The following is a 17,737-nucleotide window of genomic DNA, read 5'->3' as shown; positions in this document are numbered from 1 at the left end:
GCGGCAGCTGACGATTCGATAACGAACACCGCTCAATAGGCCGCGTCCCGTGTGTCCGCGCCGACTTCCCAGCAACGAATTCGTAGACTCGTGTCGTGACGACTAGCCAGCAAACCGACCCTCTGATCGGCCGTGTGATCGACGGTCGCTATGAGGTGCGCTCGCGCATCGCGCGAGGCGGTATGGCAACAGTCTACGTCGCCACCGATCACCGGCTTGAGCGGCGCGTCGCGATCAAGATCATGCACGGTCACCTTTCCGATGATCAGGCCTTCACCAACCGGTTCGTGCAGGAGGCCCGTTCAGCTGCACGGCTCGCGAATCCCCACGTCGTCAGCGTGTTCGATCAGGGTCAGGACGGCGACATGGCCTATCTGGTCATGGAGTATCTGCCGGGCATCACCCTGAGAGAGCTGCTGCACGATCACGGCTCACTGACACCGCAACAGGTCGTCGACATCATGGACGCGGTTCTCTCCGGTCTCGCCTCGGCGCACCGCGAAGGGATCGTGCACAGAGACGTAAAGCCGGAGAACGTGCTTCTCGCAGACGATGGTCGCATCAAGATCAGCGACTTCGGGCTCGCTCGCGCCGCCAGCGCAAACACCGCAACGGGCCAGGCACTGCTCGGCACCATCGCTTACCTCTCCCCCGAACTCGTCACCCGCGGCACTGCCGATACACGAAGCGATATCTATGCGCTCGGAATCATGATGTTCGAGATGCTGACCGGCGAGCAGCCCTACAAGGGTGAACAGCCGATGCAGATCGCTTATCAGCATGCGAACGACTCGGTGCCCCGCCCCAGTTCACGCGTCCCCAACATTCCGGATGAGATCGACGACATGGTGCTCTGGGCGACGGAGCGCGACCCGGACGAGCGACCAGCGGATGCGCAGGAGATGCTCGATCGTCTTCACGAGGTTGAAGCAGAGCTGGGTTACAGCCTGACAGCGCTCCCCGTTCACCACACCACTGCCATTCCGATGGACGAGACCGAGGCGTTCGAGACGAGCATCTACACCTCCGGGCCCACCCAAACGGGAACCACCGACCCGCTCGGGCCGATGATCGCGGCCACCGGAGACGTCAAGAAGCTGACCGCGACCGTCGACCGACGCAGACGCAAAGGGTTCTGGCTCTTCGCAGTCGTCGTGCTGCTGTGCGCGATGGTCGGGGGCACCGGATGGTACTTCGGCACGGGTCCCGGCTCACGCGTGGCGATTCCCGACTCGCTCGTCAAAGCGTCGCCCGATGAGGCCGCACAAGCTCTCACTGAACTCGGCCTCATCGTGAAGGAAGGCAAAGAGTACACGCTTACCGTCGACAAAGGACTCGTCTCGAGCACGGAACCTGCTGCGGGCGATCTCGTGTACAAGAACTCGACGGTCACCATCAACATCTCACAGGGGCCGAAGCCGGAGACCGTTCCTTCGCTGGCCGCTATGCCGATCGATGAGGCGCAGAAGACCATCGAGAAGCTCGGTCTCAAGATGGGGAAGACCGCCTATCAGTTCACGAGCGAGGTGGACAAGAATGGTGTCATCGCGGCATCCATCGACGACAAGGATGTCACCGGAGGCGGAGACACCTTCCAAGGAAAGACCGTCGACTTCGTGGTCTCCGTCGGCGCTGTGCCTGCTCTGAGTGGCCAGACACAGGAGGCTGCGACACAGGCGCTCACAGAGGCCGACCTCGAGCTCGGCACGATCACGGAGCAGTTCAGCGATTCTGTGCCAAAGGGGACGGTCATCGACGCGAAGTACAAGACTCCGCTTCACCCGGGTGACACCGTCGACCTCGTCGTCTCCAAGGGCCAGGATCTCGTCGAGGTGCCTGACGTCGTGGGTAAGACGATCAACGGAGCGAAACAGGATCTTGAGGACAAGGGCTTCAAGGTCGAGATCGATACGAACATCCCCGAACAATACTGGGATGCCGTCATCAACGACCTATTCGCCGTCGATTCCACGGATCCGGCCGCCGGAAAGATGATCAAACGAGGTTCCACCGTCACCATCACCGCGAAGCTCTGATTGAGGCGCCTGAGCGGTGAGTGTTCGCTACGCTCATCATTGCTGAATGACTGAGGGGACGCTCGCGAGCGTCCCCTCAGTCATTCAGTGGATTCAGGCTTTGCCGAGCTGCTCTGCCACCAGGAACGCGAGCTCAAGCGACTGCATGTGGTTGAGCCGCGGATCGCAGAGAGACTCGTAGCGTGTGGCCAAGGTCTCCTCGTCGATGTGCTCGGAGCCACCGAGACACTCGGTGACGTCGTCGCCGGTGAGCTCCACGTGGATGCCGCCCGGATGGGTTCCGACAGCGCGGTGGGCCTCGAAGAACCCTTCAACCTCGTTCACGACGTCGTCGAAGCGCCGGGTCTTGTAGCCGGTCGGCGTCGTGATGCCGTTGCCGTGCATCGGGTCGGTCACCCAGAGGGGATTGGCATCCTCAGATTTGATCGCTTCGAGCAGCGGAGGAAGCGCGTCACGGATCTTTCCTGCGCCCATGCGCGTGATGAACGTGATCCGGCCGGGCTCCCGCTCCGGATCGATCTTGTCGATCAGACGGCGCATGTCGTCGACCGAGGTCGTCGGTCCGAGCTTCACCCCGATGGGGTTGCGGACTCGAGAGAGAAAGTCGACGTGTGCGCCATCGATGTCACGAGTGCGCTCACCGATCCAGATGAAGTGGCCCGACGTGTTGTAAGGCAGGCCGGTGCGTGAATCGATGCGCGTCATCGGACGCTCATAGTCCATGAGCAGTCCCTCGTGCGACGTGTAGAACTCGACCCGCTTGAGCTCGTCAAAATCAGCGCCCGCAGCCTCCATGAACTTGATGGCGCGATCGATCTCCTTCGCCAGGTGCTCATAGCGCTGATTCGCCGGGTTCGCGGCGAAGCCCCGGTTCCAGGAGTGCACCTCGCGCAGGTCCGCGAACCCACCCTGCGTGAACGCGCGGATCAGGTTGAGGGTGGAGGCAGCCATGTGGTACCCGCGAAGCAGGCGATTGGGGTCGGCCCGACGCGACTCCGGAGTGAAGTCGTAGCCGTTGACGATGTCGCCCCGGTACGCAGGAAGCGTGACATCGCCGCGCGTCTCGGTGTCTTTGGAGCGGGGCTTCGCGAACTGGCCAGCCATGCGCCCCATCTTGATGACGGGCATCGATGCTCCGTACGTCAGAACGACGGCCATCTGAAGAATCGTCTTGACTCGGTTGCGGATCTGGTCCGCCGTGGCACCGGCGAACGTCTCAGCGCAGTCTCCGCCCTGAAGCAGGAAAGCCTCACCACGGGCCGCCCGCGCGATGCGATCGCGCAGGAGATCGACTTCGCCGGCGAAGACGAGTGGAGGGAGCGTCGCGATTTCTCGCGACACCTCTGCGACGGCATCCGGATCGGGCCATTCGGGCTGCTGCTTGATCGGAAGCTCACGCCAATAGTCGAGCCCGGCGATCACAGATTCATCTGCCTTCACTACCGGATCATCTGACATTGTCACGGGCATTCCTGTCTCTGTCGAAAGGGGGATGAATAACGCAAAACTGCGTAAGTTTCAGCCTACCGCGAAACGGCGGTCTGCTTGTCTTTCACGGTCGAGGCATAGACATCGACGTACTGCTGCTGGCTGAGCTTCTGCAGTTCATACATGAGCTCATCGGTCACCGAGCGCAGAATGAAGCGATCACCCTCAAGACCGGCGAACCTGGAGAAATCGAGCGGCTCGCCGATGATGATCCCGGGACGACGGATCTTCGGCATGGCGGACCCGATCGGCATGATGCTCTCTGTGTCCACCATCGCGACGGGGATGATCGGAACACCCGCCTCGAGCACCATGCGAGCAACCCCCGTGCGTCCGCGGTACATGCGTGCGTCAGGGCTGCGCGTCCCTTCCGGGTAGATCCCGAGGAGCTCCCCTCGACCGAGCACTCCGAGCCCAGTGTTCAGCGATGCTTCCGACGCTTTGCCGCCAGAGCGGTCGATCGGAAGCTGGCCTGTGGCGGTCATGAACGCACGCGTCGCCCATCCCTTGAGACCTCGCCCTGTGAAGTAGTCACTCTTCGCGAGGAATGAGATGCGCCGATCGAGATAGAGAGGCAGGAAGATGGAGTCGATCACCGAAAGGTGGTTGCTCGCGATGATCGCGGCCCCCCGGGCAGGGACGTTCTCAGCACCGACGACCCAGGGCCGGAATATCGCCTTGAGCAGGGGCCCGACGATGATGTGCTTCATGATCCAGTAGAACATCGTGCTTACCAGTATCTCCCGCTGAGGCTATGCCCGTGTACGTTCAGCCGCGATGCGTGCCAGATCAGCCGCGCCGACCACGCCTGCATCGTTGACGAGTTCGGCAATGACGAACTCCGGTTCCGGATGGTAACCACGCGCGGGGAGGTTCTCGAGATAGGCGTTGCGCACGGGCTCGAGAAGCAGCTCGCCCGCCTGTGCCACTCCCCCGCCGATGACGAACATCTGCGGGTCGAGCACGGCGCCCAGCGTTGCACAGCCCTGTCCGATGTACGAGCCGAGGCGCCGAAGCGCGGTGAGGGCGCCGCCGTCACCACTCACGATCAGTTCATAGATATCGGTGCCGCTCAGTGTGCCGCCCGCAGCTTCCCGCTTCTCCGCGAGGGCGCGGCCGATGCCTCCGGCATCCGCCAGCTCGTTGGCGAGTCGCCCGAGAGCCCTGCCGGAGCCGTATTGTTCGAGGCATCCTGCAGCCCCGCACCCGCACGGAAGCCCACCGGGAATGAGCCGCACGTGCCCGAGTTCACCTCCCGTGCCGAATCCACCGCGGAAGAGCTCGTCAGAAACGACGATCGCGCCGCCGACCCCTGTGCCAATCGTGAGCATCACCATGTCACTGACAAGCTGAGCCGCGCCGAAGCGGAACTCAGCCCACCCCGCGGCATTGGCGTCGTTCTCGATGACGACTGGCATCCCGAGACGCGCGGTGAGTTTCTCGCGGAACGGTTCATTGCGCCAGCTCAGATTCGGCGCGTAATAGACGATCGACTGCGCCGCGTCGATGAATCCTGCGGCGGCGACCCCCACCCCGGCGATGTCGTGGCCTTCGCGCAGACGGGTCACCATGTCGACGACAGCGTCTTCGATCGCGGTGCTGTCAGCAGCCGGTGACGGCACACGGTCTTCGGCGACGATCTCACCGTCTACATCGACAACCGCACCGGCGATCTTCGTGCCACCGATATCGATCCCAATAGCGTGCACGCCTGAACCTCCACTGACTTTCTGACGAAATCTGATGTTTCCCACAAAAAACGTCGCGCGCGTACGGATTCCGTGTGAGGAAACCGCCGAGCGCGCTCCGACGATCCCGCCTCAGCACGGGTCCTCACTTTAGAGTAGAGGAAAGCCGTACCCGACCACGTATCGAAGGAGCTACTGTGGAATCCCACTCCGTTCCCGCTGTCGTCCCCGCAGACCCGGAAGCAAATGCCACGGATCTGCTGCTGGAACGTGTGAAGCTCACTCCCAATGAGCCGCTCTTCTCGGTTCCGGATGGCGACGGCTGGCGTGACCTCACGTCGTCAGAGTTCCTCACACGAGTCATCGCGCTCGCGAAGGGGCTCGCCGCCTCCGGGGTCAATCCTGGGGACAAGATCGGCTTCATGTGCAAGACCAGCTTCGAGTGGACGCTCGTCGACTTCGCGACCTGGTTCGCCGGCGCAACGCTCGTTCCCGTCTACGAGACCAGCTCGCCGTCACAGATCCACTGGATTCTGAGCGACTCCGGTGCGACGGCCATGATCGTCGAGACAGCAGAGCACTTCTCGCGATTCGATGAGGTGCACAGCGACCTGCCTGGCATCGGACCGGTCTGGCAGATACACCTGGGCGATCTCGACAAGCTCTCCGCGAGCGGAGCGGACATCACCGATGACGAGATCGAGGCACGTCGATCTCGTGCGGTCGGCTCTGACATGGCAACGCTCATCTACACCTCTGGCTCCATGGGCACTCCGAAGGGATGCGTACTGACGCATTCGAACTTCGTCGAGCTCTCGCGCAACTCCGCGGTCGCCCTCAAGGAGGTCGTCGAACCCGGAGCATCCACTCTTCTGTTCATCACGCTTGCACACGTGTTCGCGCGTTTCATCTCGGTGCTCGCCGTTCACGCCGGCGTGAAGGTCGGCCATCAGCCCGACACAAGCCGGCTGCTCGAGTCCCTCGGTTCGTTCAAACCGACCTTCCTGCTGGCAGTTCCTCGTGTCTTCGAAAAGGTCTACAACTCCGCTGAGCAGAAGGCAGAGTCCGGCGGCAAGGGCAAGATCTTCCGCAAGGCTGCGGAGACGGCGATCGAGTACAGCAAGGCGCTGGAGTCGGGCTCCGTGCCGTTCAAGCTCAAACTGAAGTTCCTTCTGTTCGACAAGCTCGTGTTCGCGAAGCTTCGCGCAGCCATGGGCGGAAACGTCAAGTACGCGGTCTCAGGGTCCGCACCGCTCGGCGCACGCCTTGGCCACTTCTTCCACGCGCTCGGTGTCACGATCCTCGAGGGTTACGGTCTCACGGAGACGACCGCGCCCGCGACGGTCAACCTGCCGAGCAACTCGAAGATCGGCACCGTCGGACCAGCGCTTCCCGGCATGAGCGTCAGAATCGCTGACGACGGGGAGATCCAGGTCAAGGGCATCGATGTCTTCAAGGAGTACTGGAACAACCCGGAGGCCACGGCGGACTCCTTCGAAGACGGCTGGTTCCGCACCGGCGACATCGGGAGCCTCGACGACGACGGCTTCCTGACGATCACCGGCCGCAAGAAGGAGATCATCGTCACCGCGGGCGGTAAGAACGTCGCTCCCGCCGTACTCGAGGACCCCGTCCGAGCGAACCCGATCGTCGGCCAGATCGTCGTCGTCGGCGATCAGAAACCGTTCATCGCGGCGCTCGTCACGCTCGACCCGGAGATGCTCCCGACGTGGTTGCAGAACAATGGCCAGGATGCCTCGATGTCTGTCTCCGAGGCGGCCAAGAACCCGGCGGTCATCGCCGAGGTACAGCGTGCCGTCGATCAGGCGAACACGCGAGTCTCACGCGCTGAGTCGATTCGGAAGTTCGAGATCCTCGATGTCGAGTTCACCGAGGCATCCGGCCACCTGACGCCGAAGCTCAGCATCAAGCGCAATGTCATCGTGAAGGACTTCGCCGAGGTGATCGATCGGATGTACAACGTGCCACAGCCCACTCAGGGACTTTCGCTCAAATAAGGCGAGCAAGGGCCACAAAAGCGGGATGCCGCGCCGAGACGTCTCGGCGCGGCATCCCGCTTCTTCATTCTCCCCAGATTGTCAGAACCAGGTCGATTCGCGAACCTGCTTCATCGCGGCACGACGTTCGTCTTTCTCGAGACGATCGAGATACAGGTAGCCGTCGAGGTGGTCGGTCTCGTGCTGAAGTGCCTGCGCGAGAACTCCCGTCCCCTCAACGGAGATCTCGTTGCCGTCGAGGTCGATGCCCGTCACGCGTGCCCACGGGTGCCGGGGCGTCGGATGCCATTGCTCGGGAACTGACAGGCATCCTTCATCGATAAGCTCCTTCTCACCACGCACCTCGGCGAGGACCGGGTTGATGACGTACCCGACTTCGCCATCGACGTTGTAGCTGAACGCGCGCAGGCCGACGCCGATCTGGTTCGCAGCGACTCCGGCGCGACCGGGCAGCTTCACCGAATCGAGCAGATCTGCGATGAGCCCGCGGACTCTGTCGTCAATGGTCGTGATCTCCTCGCAGCGAGCTTTCAGCACGGGGTCGCCGAAGAGGCGGATAGGACGTTCAGTCACTGGGGTTTCGCTTTCATTGATAGCTGGGGCGCTGAGTCGGCAGGCCTTCCACGACGGATGCCGCCAGCTCACGAGCCGCCCGACGGGTTGCCGGCTTCAGCCGCGTGAACGATATCGGCGCTCCTGAGGCCAGAGCAGGATCATACGGAAGGCGCACGACAGCCCGCACTCGCGACGAGAAATGGGCTTCGAGCTCGTCGAGCTTGATGAGCGGTGTCGATGCGCTGCGATTGTTGACGACGACGACCGCATTTCGAGCGAGTTCCTCGTAGCCGTTCGCCTCGAGCCATGAGATCGTCTCGGAGGTCATTCGGGCCTCGTCGACGCTCGTTCCTGACACGAGCACAACGCTGTCGGCGTGTTCCAGCGTCGCGCGCATGACCTCGTGCACCATGCCCGTGCCGCTGTCCGTCAGCACCATCGAGTAGTACTGCGAGGCGAGAGCCGCGACCGTGGTGTAGTCGGTGTCGTCGAAGGGCGCGTCTGCGGTCAGCTCGTTGGCAGACGCGAGGACGTCGAGACGCGTCTCGTCACGGGCGATCAGTGTCGAGAACTCCGTGTAGCCCGAGATATCGTCACGACGTCGAATAGCATCGCGGACCGTATAGTCCGTCGACCCTGAGACCCGATCGTGCAGCGAGCCGCGGTCAGGATTGGCATCGACCGCGATCACCCGATCGTCGCGAGCGTCGGCCAACGCCATCCCCAAGAGCACGGAGACCGTCGTCTTGCCGACGCCGCCCTTTCGAGTGAGCACGGGGACGAAGCGAGCGCTGCCCGCAAACGGCTTGGCGATGCGCAGTGTGAGATCTTTTTCGGCGCGTACCTTCTTGCTGTCACCGAGGTTGATCAGGTGCCCGCTCGCCTCGTAGAGAATACGACGGATGCCGCTCTCCGGGGCGCCCGTGCGGGAAGCCCGGTCATCGAGGAGACGTTCGGCCGTCAGCATCTGGTCGCTCTCAGCGCCCGCATTCGGCGCCCGTCGGGCGCTCACGCTCTGCGGTACAAGCTCACGCGACGCATCGCCTTCGTATGCGACGGGCCGGTGCGCCCCAGCGGGCGCTTCTGCGGCGTCCGCGCGCGTCTCACGTCTGTCATCTCGCCGGACCGGCGGCGTCGACGCGTGAGCGTCTCCGGCGCTCTCCGCTCTGCCATCGTTCGCTGAGGTCGAGGACCGCTTGGGCTCGTCGGATGTCGTGGGCGGCTGGACCCGCAGCGAACGAGGCGAAGTGAACCGAAGGGATGCTGCGCTCGCGGCTGCATCGACAGTCGCGGTTTCCTTCGATGCCGCGCCCGCTGAGGACTTCGATAGCGGCGTACCTTTCGTCGCCCGTGTCGCTGCGTCGCTCTTCGCAGTGTCGCTCGTGGCGGGATCGCTCTTCGCAGGGTCGCTCTTGCTCGATTCCCTCTTCACCGCGTCGCTCTTCGTCGAGGAGGATCGGCTGGCAGACGCATCCGCCTTGGGTCCCGCGTCAGGGCGGCGCGCGGCTGTGTCAGACTTCTTCGCCTTACCCTTCGCGCCCGCGGCTTTTGAGGAGAACGCGGCAGTATCTCCACTCGCAGCTGATCTCTTCGCGGGAGCTGCTCCAGAGGAAGACGCTCCTGCCGCTTCAGAGGGCACGGTCGGCGAGATCGTGTGCTCGGATGTTTCGGAGCTCGCACCGGCATCCTTCTTCTGCACCGGCTCCTGACGAGCCGTCGGCGGCACGGCCAGGTCGTCCTTGACGACATCCTCGTCATCGTCGATCTCGTCGTCCTCCATCGTCGGGATGGTGACGCTGACCGTCTGATTGCGAGTGCGCGGAGCGGCCTGGTCGACCCCGAAAGTGCGCTCGTCGGCCGATTGGTCGGCCGCCTCGAGTCCTTCCGACGGTTGAGACATGGTGGTGTTACTCCTTATATCTGGGCACGGTCACGCGAAAGAATCCGTGAACAGTGTAATGAACGTCGACGCACGCACCAGAGTGTCCGCTGGGTGTGGCCTAGCGGGGCGAGACGACGACGAGCAGATCATTCGACTCGACCTGCTGCGGCGAGGTGATGGCAGCTCGCTCGACGATCCCGCGCACAGGACTCGTGATTGCGGCCTCCATCTTCATCGCTTCGATCGATGCTACCGCCTGGCCGGCTTCGACCTCTTCGCCGGGCGCAACCTTCAGAGTGACGACCCCCGAGAACGGAGCGGCGACGTGACCAGGATTGCTCGCGTCGGCCTTTTCCGCCTGCACGGTCTCGACGTTCACAGATCGGTCACGGACGAACACAGGGCGCAGCTGTCCGTTGAGGATCGCCATGACGGTCCGCATCCCCTTCTCATCCGGCTCGCCGATCGCTTCAAGTCCGACGTACAGTCGCACGCCCTTCGCGATCTCGACGTAGGTTTCGCGCCCCTGCTCCAGTCCGTACAGGTAGTCGCCGGTCTCCAGAACGGAGAGATCGCCGAACAGCTCACGCATCTGCTCGAAGTGACTGGTCGGAGTCGGAAAGAGCAGCCGGTTCAGTGCCGAACGACGTTCAAGGCGCGTTCCAGCGAGCTGAGCCTCGTCGTCCTCCGACAGCGGTGTGACGCTGACATCGACGTTGCGGCCCCGCAGCACCTTGCTGCGGAACGGCTCAGGCCATCCGCCTGGAAGATCACCGAGCTCCCCCGCCATGAAACCGATCACAGAGTCGGGTACGTCGTATCGGTCTGGGTTCTCCGCGAAGTCCTCGGGATCGGCGCGCACCGCCGCGAGGTGGAGCGCAAGATCGCCGACGACCTTCGACGAGGGAGTGACCTTCGGCACGCGTCCGAGAATCTCATTAGCCGCGGCATACATGTCTTCGATGAGTTCGAAGTCATTCGCGAGCCCCAGGGCGATCGCCTGCTGTCGAAGGTTGGACAGCTGCCCTCCCGGAACTTCGTGCTTGTAGACCCGACCAGTCGGACCGGGCAGTCCCGATTCGAACGGACGGTAGAGATGCCGAACAGACTCCCAGTACGGCTCGAGGTTGGAGACGTTCTCGAGCGAAAGCCCGGTGTCGCGCTCCGTGTGTGCGAGCGCGGCGACAAGAGCCGATGCCGAGGGTTGGCTCGTCGTGCCTGACATCGGTGCGGATGCCGCGTCGACGGCGTCCGCGCCAGCCTGCGCGGCGGCGAGCAGCGTCGCAAGCTGGCCGCCTGCCGTGTCGTGCGTGTGCACGTGAACGGGCAGATCGAACCTCTCGCGGAGCGCCGAGACCAGTGTGGCCGCCGCCGCTGGACGGAGAAGGCCCGCCATGTCCTTGATCGCGAGGATGTGTGCGCCTGCCTCGACTATTTGGTCCGCGAGTCGCAGATAGTAGTCGAGGGTGTACAGCGTCTCCCCCGGATCGAGCAGGTTTCCGGTGTAGCAGAGCGCCACCTCGGCGACCGACGTGTCGGTTGCGAGGACGGAGTCGATCGCCGGACGCATCTGCTCGACATCGTTCAACGCGTCGAAAATGCGGAAGATGTCGACTCCCGACCGCGAGGCCTCGTGAACGAAGGCATCTGTGACGCGCGTCGGATACGGCGTGTAGCCGACCGTGTTCCTGCCGCGAAGAAGCATCTGAATGGCGACGTTCGGCAGCGCGTCTCTCAGCTGTTCGAGTCGCTCCCACGGATCTTCGCCGAGGAAGCGCAGAGCGACATCGTACGTGGCTCCTCCCCAAGCCTCCACGGAGAGCAGCTCCGGAGTCAGCCGGGCGACGTGGGGGGCCACGCGGAGCAGCTCCTTCGTTCTCACCCGAGTGGCCAAGAGAGACTGGTGCGCGTCGCGGAACGTGGTGTCTGTCACGGCCAGCGGCCGCTGAGCGCGCAGCTGGGCTGCGAACTCACGCGGTCCGAGCTCCTGCAGTCGCTGTCTCGATCCGGCGGGCACTTCCGCCTCCAGGTCGATCGTCGGCAGCTTCTCCGCGGGGTTGACGCCCGCAGGACGGGGCCCGTGCGGCTGGTTCACCGTGACGTCCGCGAGCCAGTTCATGATCTTCGTGCCGCGGTCTTTGGAGACTCGACCCTGCAGCAGTTCGGGCCGCTCCTCAATGAAGGACGTGCTCAGGTCGCCCTCGAGGAAAGCAGGGTCGTCGAGAACCCCCTGGATGAAAGGGATGTTCGTCGCGACGCCGCGAATTCGGAACTCAGCCAGTCCTCGTCGGGCGCGTGCGACCGCGGTGGAGAAGTCTCGCCCGCGGCAGGTCATCTTCGCCAGCATTGAGTCGAAGTGCGGGCTGATCTGAGCCCCGGGGTTGATCGTGCCTCCGTCAAGACGGATGCCGCTGCCGCCCGGTGACCGATACGTGGTGATCTTGCCTGTGTCAGGGCGGAATCCCTGAGTCGGGTCTTCTGTCGTGATGCGGCACTGGAGCGCTGCACCGTGAAGGGCGATGTTCTCCTGCGTCAGACCGAGCTCAGCGAGCGTCGCGCCCGCGGCGATGCGCATCTGCGCCTGGACGAGATCCACGTCTGTGACCTCCTCGGTCACCGTGTGCTCCACTTGGATTCGCGGATTCATCTCGATGAAAACGTGCTCCCCCGCGCGATCCCCCGCTGTGTCGACCAGGAATTCGACGGTGCCAGCGTTGACGTAGCCGATCGAGCGCGCGAAAGCGACGGCATCCCTGTACAGACTCTGCCGCAGCTCATCGGAGATGTTCGGAGCCGGTGCGATCTCGACGACCTTCTGGTTCCGCCTCTGGACCGAGCAGTCCCTTTCGAACAGGTGGATCGTCTCCCCTGTGCTGTCGGCCAAGATCTGAACCTCGATATGCCGCGGACGCAGAACCGCCTGCTCGAGGAACATGCGCGGGTCGCCGAAGGCGCTGTCTGCCTCACGCATCGCCTCAGCGAGAGCTGCAGCCAACTCCTCCCTGCTGTTCACCCGTCGCATGCCGCGCCCGCCTCCGCCGGCGACGGCCTTCGCGAAGAGCGGAAAGCCCACTGAGCCGGACTGCTCGAGGAGAAAGTCCACGTCATCGGACGCCGGTGACGATCGCAGCACCGGAACTCCAGCGGAGATCGCATGCTCTTTCGCGGTGACCTTATTTCCTGCCATCTCGAGCACTGATGTGCGCGGCCCGATGAATGTGATTCCGGCAGCTTCTGCTTTCGCGGCGAGCTCCGGGTTCTCTGAGAGGAACCCGTATCCCGGATAGATCGCATCCGCGCCGGACTCTCGAGCCACCCGAATGATCTCATCGACGTCAAGATAAGCGCGAACAGGATGCCCCGGCTCACCGATCTCGTATGCTTCGTCCGCCTTGAGACGGTGCAGCGAGTTCCTGTCCTCGAAGGGGAACACTGCCACGGTCTGCGCACCGAGCTCATATGCCGCTCTGAAAGCCCGGATCGCAATCTCACCGCGGTTGGCAACGAGAATCTTGGTGAACATGTGCTGTCCTCTCCGGCCACGTACCGCTCAGCCAACATTTAGGTTCTGCAACCTTAGTAACGGTAACGTATTGATCGTGCACGTATTAAGCGTCAGCAGCCTCAAGGGCGGTGTAGGAAAGACCACGGTCAGCCTCGGTCTCGCATCAGCGGCATTCGCCCGTGGCGTCCGTACCCTCGTGGTCGACCTCGACCCGCAGTCTGACGTGTCCACTGGGCTGGACATCTCGCTGTCCGGCCGGCTTAACATCGCCGATGTTCTCGCCTCTCCGAAAGAGAAGACCGTTCGTCAGGCGATCGCCCCGTCGGGTTGGACGACGACGCACGCTGGCAAGATCGACGTTCTCGTCGGCAGCCCCTCGGCCATCAACTTCGACGGCCCGCACCCGTCCATCCGCGACATCTGGAAGCTTGAGGAAGCACTCGCCTATCTCGAGAACGAATATGACCTCGTGCTCATCGACTGCGCGCCGTCTCTCAACGCCCTGACGCGAACCGCCTGGGCGGCAAGCGACCGCGTGAGCGTCGTGACAGAGCCAGGGCTCTTCTCCGTCGCTGCAGCAGATCGCGCTCTCCGCGCGATCGAGGAGATCCGCCGCGGTCTCTCCCCTCGACTCCAGCCCCTCGGAATCATCGTCAATCGCGTGCGCAACCAGTCGCTCGAGCACCAGTTCCGCATCAAGGAGCTTCGCGACATGTTCGGCCCACTCGTCTTGAACCCGCAGCTTCCCGAGCGCACTTCGCTCCAGCAGGCACAGGGTGCGGCTAAACCGCTGCACATCTGGCCGGGTGAGAGCGCGCAGGAGCTCGCGCAGAACTTCGATCAGCTGCTCGATCGCGTCATGCGCACCGGCCGCATCGGCGAGTACGCAGAGCTCAGCGCGCGAGCGAATCAGGAAGCCCTCGACGGGCCTCAGTAAGACCGCTCTCGGCGTTCATGGCCACCGGCTATTCACGTCTGGTCGGTCGCTAGGCGGTTCACCTCGCGTGGGCACGCAACGCCGCCCTCGTTGCCCACAATCATGGGCAACGAATGGTTTATGGTTCCCCGCCGGGTAAACGACCCTCAGGCGGTCTTTGCGGCGCGGCGCGCAGCCAGTTCGTCCATGGGGTCCGGCGCCTGCGGGTCGAAGTCGACGAGCGTCGTCTCAACCTCTCGCAGAACCTTTCCGACAGCGATGCCGAACACACCCTGCCCGCGGCTGACGAGGTCGATGACTTCGTCGTTCGACGTGCACAAGTACACGCTCGCACCATCGCTCATGAGCGTCGTCTGTGCAAGATCGTGAACCCCTGCCTCATGCAGCTGGTTCACAGCGGTCCGGATCTGCTGAAGTGAGATGCCGGTATCGAGCAGACGCTTGACGAGTTTCAGGACGAGAATGTCACGGAAGCCGTACAGCCGTTGAGTTCCAGAGCCTGATGCTCCCCGCACGGTCGGCTCGACGAGCCCGGTGCGCGCCCAGTAATCGAGCTGACGGTAGCTGATGCCCGCCGCACGAGCGGCGACCGCACCGCGGTAACCGGCGTCCGCGTCAAGATCAGGCAGCCCGTCGGTGAAAAGAAGGCCAAGGTCATAGCGAGCGTTGTCGTCGCGGCTGAGTTCGCTCATCGTTCTCCCTTGTTCCTTCATCATCCGAAGCTGCTCGTAGCCTCTACGCTATCGACTCCTTGACGAGAAGTGGCCGACATTCGCTCCAACGATTCGGCGTGTCGGTTGTCTCGAACGTCCTGCGCTTCACAAGACAGTCTAAGCCTCGGGGATGATTCGGCCTAGTGCCGACCGCACAAGGCAGGTTCTCACCGTCTCGAGGTTGGATGCGACATCGCCGGCGAGCTCCGCGGCACGTGCGCGGCTTGCGGCATCCTTGCGGCGTGACATCGGGAGGACAGCCCCCTCGATGAGGTCGAGTTCACGCGCTGCCGCGGTTCGGAACCCCCGAAGGTGCCGCGGCTCGATTCCGCTCTTCTGAAGTACAGCCAACGCTGTGAGCATCGTCAGCGCTTCTTCACCGAAGAACTCTCCAGGGCGGATGAGCGATGCACTGATCGCATCAGCCAGAAGAGTACGCGACGCCTGTGCCTCACGAATCAGCTCATCGCGTTTGAAACGACGCCCGCCCGGAAGGATCGTCGGCGCCGGCGCACCGTCTGGGAGCCCGGGAAAGCTCGGCGACGTGCCGGCGTCGAGATCAGCCAGATACGACCGGATCACTTTCAAAGGAAGGTAGTGGTCGCGTTGCATCGAAAGGATGAGACGAAGCCTTTCGACGTCCGCCATCGAAAACTTGCGGTAGCCACTCGTCGTGCGAGCAGGCGAAACGAGCCCCTGCTCTTCAAGAAACCGCAGTTTCGAGCTCGACAGATCGGGAAAGTCAGCGCGCAAGCGAGCGAGAACCTGACCAATGTTCAGGAGCGAGGACTCACTCGACGCTTTCTTCGCAGCGCCGGCAGCCACTTAGTGTCCCGATGACTGGCGAAGATCGCGGCGCGACGCGTAGAACGTCAGCCGGTACTTTCCGATCTGAACCTCAGCGCCGTCTGACAGCGAAGCGGAGTCGATTCGGACTCCATCGAAGAAGGTTCCGTTGAGCGAGTGCAGGTCGACGATCTCGAATGTGCTTCCGCTCCTGCGGAACTCCGCATGACGGCGAGAGACGGTCACGTCATCGAGGAAGATGTCAGCCTCTGGGTGACGCCCGACCGTCGTGAGGTCGGAATCGAGAAGGAAACGAGCCCCCGAATTGGGGCCGCGTCGGACCACGAGCAGCGCAGAGCCAGATGGCAGCGCGGCGATCGCTTCCTGCTCCTCTCGGGAGACCGAAGCGTCCAGACCGGCAAGCGCCTTGCTGAAGTCCTCCCCATAACCGACAGTCGTGTCGTTGAGGCCCCCACCAGAGTGCTCATCCGGTGTGGAACCGCGTCTGATCGCGCCTGTCACAGGGTAGTTTTCGTCGGGTTGTGGCACCGTGCTCCTCCTCACACATCCAGGCTATCTGATGAATCAGGGCCTGGCACCCGTCGCTGCCGAATCATGCGTCGGGTTTGAATAATGTAGATGATTCCAGCGGCCCAGTACAGTGCAGCCCCCGCGATCGAGATCACGAGGCCGATCGGGAGGATGACCCCGCTGGCATCCGGCAGAGCACCGGAGAGCATCACCAGGGGCAGGCCGATGAAGAGCGCAGCCGTCGCGGCTTTCCCGGTCTTCACGACGGGAAGCGCGCCGAAACCGTGCCTCGCGAGAACGCCGCCGAGGATCAGCAGCATGACGTCGCGGGCGATGATGAGTCCGACCAGCCAGAGCGGGATGAGATCGCGCCACCCGAGGCCAAGCAGGGCTGCGACGATGTAGAGCCGGTCAGCGGCTGGATCCAGTATCTGCCCGAGCCGTGTCACCTGATCGAGACGGCGCGCCAGGAAGCCATCGAGGAAGTCTGTCAGGCCTGAGACAGCGAGCACAACGAGAGCGGCGAGGTCGTTTCCCTCGACAAGCAGCACGAGAAACACCGGTACGAGAGCGAGCCGAAGAAAGCTCAGAACGTTCGGCACCGTGACGATGCGATCGCTGACTTCGTGATCCGAACGGCTTCCCACGGTGCAAGTCTACTGAGTCGAGATGCCACTCCCCTGAACGAGGGCCACTGTCGATTCGGGGAATCGCGTGGCGGGAGCATACCCTATAACGCATGACCCGATGGCTCGACTCCCTACGCTCGCGATCACGTCGCTGGAAGATCGCTGCTGTCGTCGCGGGTGTCACTGCGACAGCATCCGTCGGCGCTGTTCTGCTGACAGCTCTCCTCCCGAGTGAATCTACGCCGGTCACGATCGCACAGCAGGACCCGAGAGAGGGCGGAACGAAGGTTCTCGCTTCGCTTCCGTTCGAGGACGCCTGGGATCGCATCGAGGCATCCAACCGTCCCTTCGTCGCCGCCGTCGCCGGCGACTCGACTGGGAATGCTCCTGGGGAATGGGTCGATCTCGCATTCCGACAGCTCGCCGTCTCAACCGATCGACCACTGACGATCCACTTCTGGAATCCTGACATCGAGGAATACGACATCGTCGCAGAAGCGAATTCCGATGCTCGGAACGCTCCTCTCATCGTCTGGAACGGTTCTGCGTCCGGCCGCACCGCCGCCTACTCCTTAGAGCACATCGACGCGCTCTTTCCCAAGCAGCCCGACGTGATGATCCTCAACCACGGTCTCAATAACGTGCGAAACCCTGCCACAGTCGGCGCCGAGTTCTCCGCATTCGTCTCGGCGGTTGAGGACCGCTGGACAGCGAACGTCGGCTATGCAGTGGTGCTGGAGAACCCTCGCTTCGACAAGTGGGAGGCTGCTTTCCAGGATGTCGTCGCGAACATCGAAGCCTGGGCAAAGCCGCTGTCGAACGTGCTCGTGATCGATGTTCACAATGCCTATCTCGATGATGAGGACGTCAGCAGCCTGTTGTTCGACGATCATCTCCATCCGAACAGCGAGGGATCCAGCGTGACGGCTCGAACGGTTCTCGACGCGATATCCGCGGCGGTCGCCTAGT

Annotated in this window: 14 protein-coding genes; 4 read left to right on the top strand and 10 right to left on the bottom strand. The window is 63.1% G+C overall.

The window, feature by feature from the left end:
• Positions 1-95 precede the first annotated feature (95 nt).
• Complete coding sequence (gene pknB / locus ACSAGD_RS05885; protein ID WP_437584790.1) at positions 96-2,036, top strand: Stk1 family PASTA domain-containing Ser/Thr kinase; 1,941 nt, start codon at positions 96-98, stop codon at positions 2,034-2,036.
• A 93-nt stretch (positions 2,037-2,129) separates the two neighbouring features.
• On the opposite strand, the gene ACSAGD_RS05880 is transcribed toward pknB, so the two are convergent.
• From ACSAGD_RS05880 to ACSAGD_RS05870, 3 genes are all read right to left on the bottom strand, one after another.
• Positions 2,130-3,494, bottom strand: coding sequence for a class II 3-deoxy-7-phosphoheptulonate synthase (locus tag ACSAGD_RS05880; RefSeq protein WP_437585117.1), 1,365 nt, complete (start codon positions 3,492-3,494; stop codon positions 2,130-2,132).
• A 65-nt stretch (positions 3,495-3,559) separates the two neighbouring features.
• Complete coding sequence (locus ACSAGD_RS05875) at positions 3,560-4,249, bottom strand: lysophospholipid acyltransferase family protein (RefSeq protein WP_437584789.1); 690 nt, start codon at positions 4,247-4,249, stop codon at positions 3,560-3,562.
• A gap of 27 nt (positions 4,250-4,276) precedes the next feature.
• Positions 4,277-5,233, bottom strand: a complete 957-nt coding sequence (locus ACSAGD_RS05870; protein WP_437584788.1) for an ROK family glucokinase — start codon at positions 5,231-5,233, stop codon at positions 4,277-4,279.
• Between the two features lie 176 nt (positions 5,234-5,409).
• Here ACSAGD_RS05870 and ACSAGD_RS05865 point away from each other — a divergent pair, with 176 nt between their 5' ends.
• Positions 5,410-7,230, top strand: a complete 1,821-nt coding sequence (locus ACSAGD_RS05865; RefSeq protein WP_437584787.1) for an AMP-dependent synthetase/ligase — start codon at positions 5,410-5,412, stop codon at positions 7,228-7,230.
• Between the two features lie 81 nt (positions 7,231-7,311).
• On the opposite strand, the gene def is transcribed toward ACSAGD_RS05865, so the two are convergent.
• The 3 genes from def to ACSAGD_RS05850 all read right to left on the bottom strand — a co-directional run bounded on the left by def (position 7,312) and on the right by ACSAGD_RS05850 (position 13,190).
• A complete protein-coding gene (gene def, locus ACSAGD_RS05860; RefSeq protein WP_437584786.1) occupies positions 7,312-7,803 on the bottom strand; it encodes a peptide deformylase in 492 nt (163 codons plus the stop codon).
• Between the two features lie 13 nt (positions 7,804-7,816).
• The gene (locus ACSAGD_RS05855; protein WP_437584785.1) at positions 7,817-9,685 is read right to left on the bottom strand and encodes an AAA family ATPase; all 1,869 of its coding nucleotides are present in this window, start codon (positions 9,683-9,685) and stop codon (positions 7,817-7,819) included.
• A gap of 100 nt (positions 9,686-9,785) precedes the next feature.
• Positions 9,786-13,190: a pyruvate carboxylase gene (locus tag ACSAGD_RS05850; RefSeq protein WP_437584784.1), complete on the bottom strand. Its 3,405-nt coding sequence runs from the start codon at positions 13,188-13,190 to the stop codon at positions 9,786-9,788.
• A gap of 76 nt (positions 13,191-13,266) precedes the next feature.
• On the opposite strand from ACSAGD_RS05850, the gene ACSAGD_RS05845 reads away from it, so the two are divergent.
• Positions 13,267-14,109 carry a ParA family protein gene (locus ACSAGD_RS05845; RefSeq protein WP_437584783.1) on the top strand — a complete coding sequence of 281 codons (843 nt, stop codon included), beginning with the start codon at positions 13,267-13,269 and terminating at the stop codon, positions 14,107-14,109.
• Positions 14,110-14,255: 146 nt separating this feature from the next.
• Here the strand turns inward: ACSAGD_RS05845 and ACSAGD_RS05840 are convergent, their stop codons facing one another.
• The 4 genes from ACSAGD_RS05840 to ACSAGD_RS05825 form a co-directional block, all read right to left on the bottom strand.
• The gene (locus ACSAGD_RS05840) at positions 14,256-14,801 is read right to left on the bottom strand and encodes a MerR family transcriptional regulator (RefSeq protein ID WP_437584782.1); all 546 of its coding nucleotides are present in this window, start codon (positions 14,799-14,801) and stop codon (positions 14,256-14,258) included.
• Between the two features lie 138 nt (positions 14,802-14,939).
• A complete protein-coding gene (gene ftsR, locus ACSAGD_RS05835; protein ID WP_437584781.1) occupies positions 14,940-15,647 on the bottom strand; it encodes a transcriptional regulator FtsR in 708 nt (235 codons plus the stop codon).
• Complete coding sequence (locus ACSAGD_RS05830; RefSeq protein ID WP_437585116.1) at positions 15,648-16,118, bottom strand: FHA domain-containing protein; 471 nt, start codon at positions 16,116-16,118, stop codon at positions 15,648-15,650. It abuts the gene before it with no gap.
• 50 nt (positions 16,119-16,168) lie between these two features.
• Positions 16,169-16,786, bottom strand: a complete 618-nt coding sequence (locus tag ACSAGD_RS05825; RefSeq protein WP_437584780.1) for a CDP-alcohol phosphatidyltransferase family protein — start codon at positions 16,784-16,786, stop codon at positions 16,169-16,171.
• Positions 16,787-16,878: 92 nt separating this feature from the next.
• Here ACSAGD_RS05825 and ACSAGD_RS05820 point away from each other — a divergent pair, with 92 nt between their 5' ends.
• A complete protein-coding gene (locus tag ACSAGD_RS05820; RefSeq protein ID WP_437584779.1) occupies positions 16,879-17,736 on the top strand; it encodes an SGNH/GDSL hydrolase family protein in 858 nt (285 codons plus the stop codon).
• Position 17,737: the final 1 nt, after the last annotated feature.

This window comes from Paramicrobacterium salitolerans (assembly GCF_051513965.1).
Lineage (GTDB): Bacteria > Actinomycetota > Actinomycetes > Actinomycetales > Microbacteriaceae > Paramicrobacterium.
Note: the sequence above shows the minus strand (reverse complement) of the source record. Positions and strands in the feature narration are given on the sequence as shown.

Bases quoted from the DNA above. Each gene is read 5' to 3' on its own strand.
- ACSAGD_RS05880 (WP_437585117.1), bottom strand. From the start codon at position 3,494: ATGTCAGATGATCCGGTAGTGAAGGCAGATGAATCTGTGATCGCCGGG.
- ACSAGD_RS05875 (WP_437584789.1), bottom strand. From the start codon at position 4,249: ATGTTCTACTGGATCATGAAGCACATCATCGTCGGGCCCCTGCTCAAG.
- ACSAGD_RS05855 (WP_437584785.1), bottom strand. From the start codon at position 9,685: ATGTCTCAACCGTCGGAAGGACTCGAGGCGGCCGACCAATCGGCCGAC.
- ACSAGD_RS05850 (WP_437584784.1), bottom strand. From the start codon at position 13,190: ATGTTCACCAAGATTCTCGTTGCCAACCGCGGTGAGATTGCGATCCGG.
- ACSAGD_RS05840 (WP_437584782.1), bottom strand. From the start codon at position 14,801: ATGAGCGAACTCAGCCGCGACGACAACGCTCGCTATGACCTTGGCCTT.
- ACSAGD_RS05820 (WP_437584779.1), top strand. From the start codon at position 16,879: ATGACCCGATGGCTCGACTCCCTACGCTCGCGATCACGTCGCTGGAAG.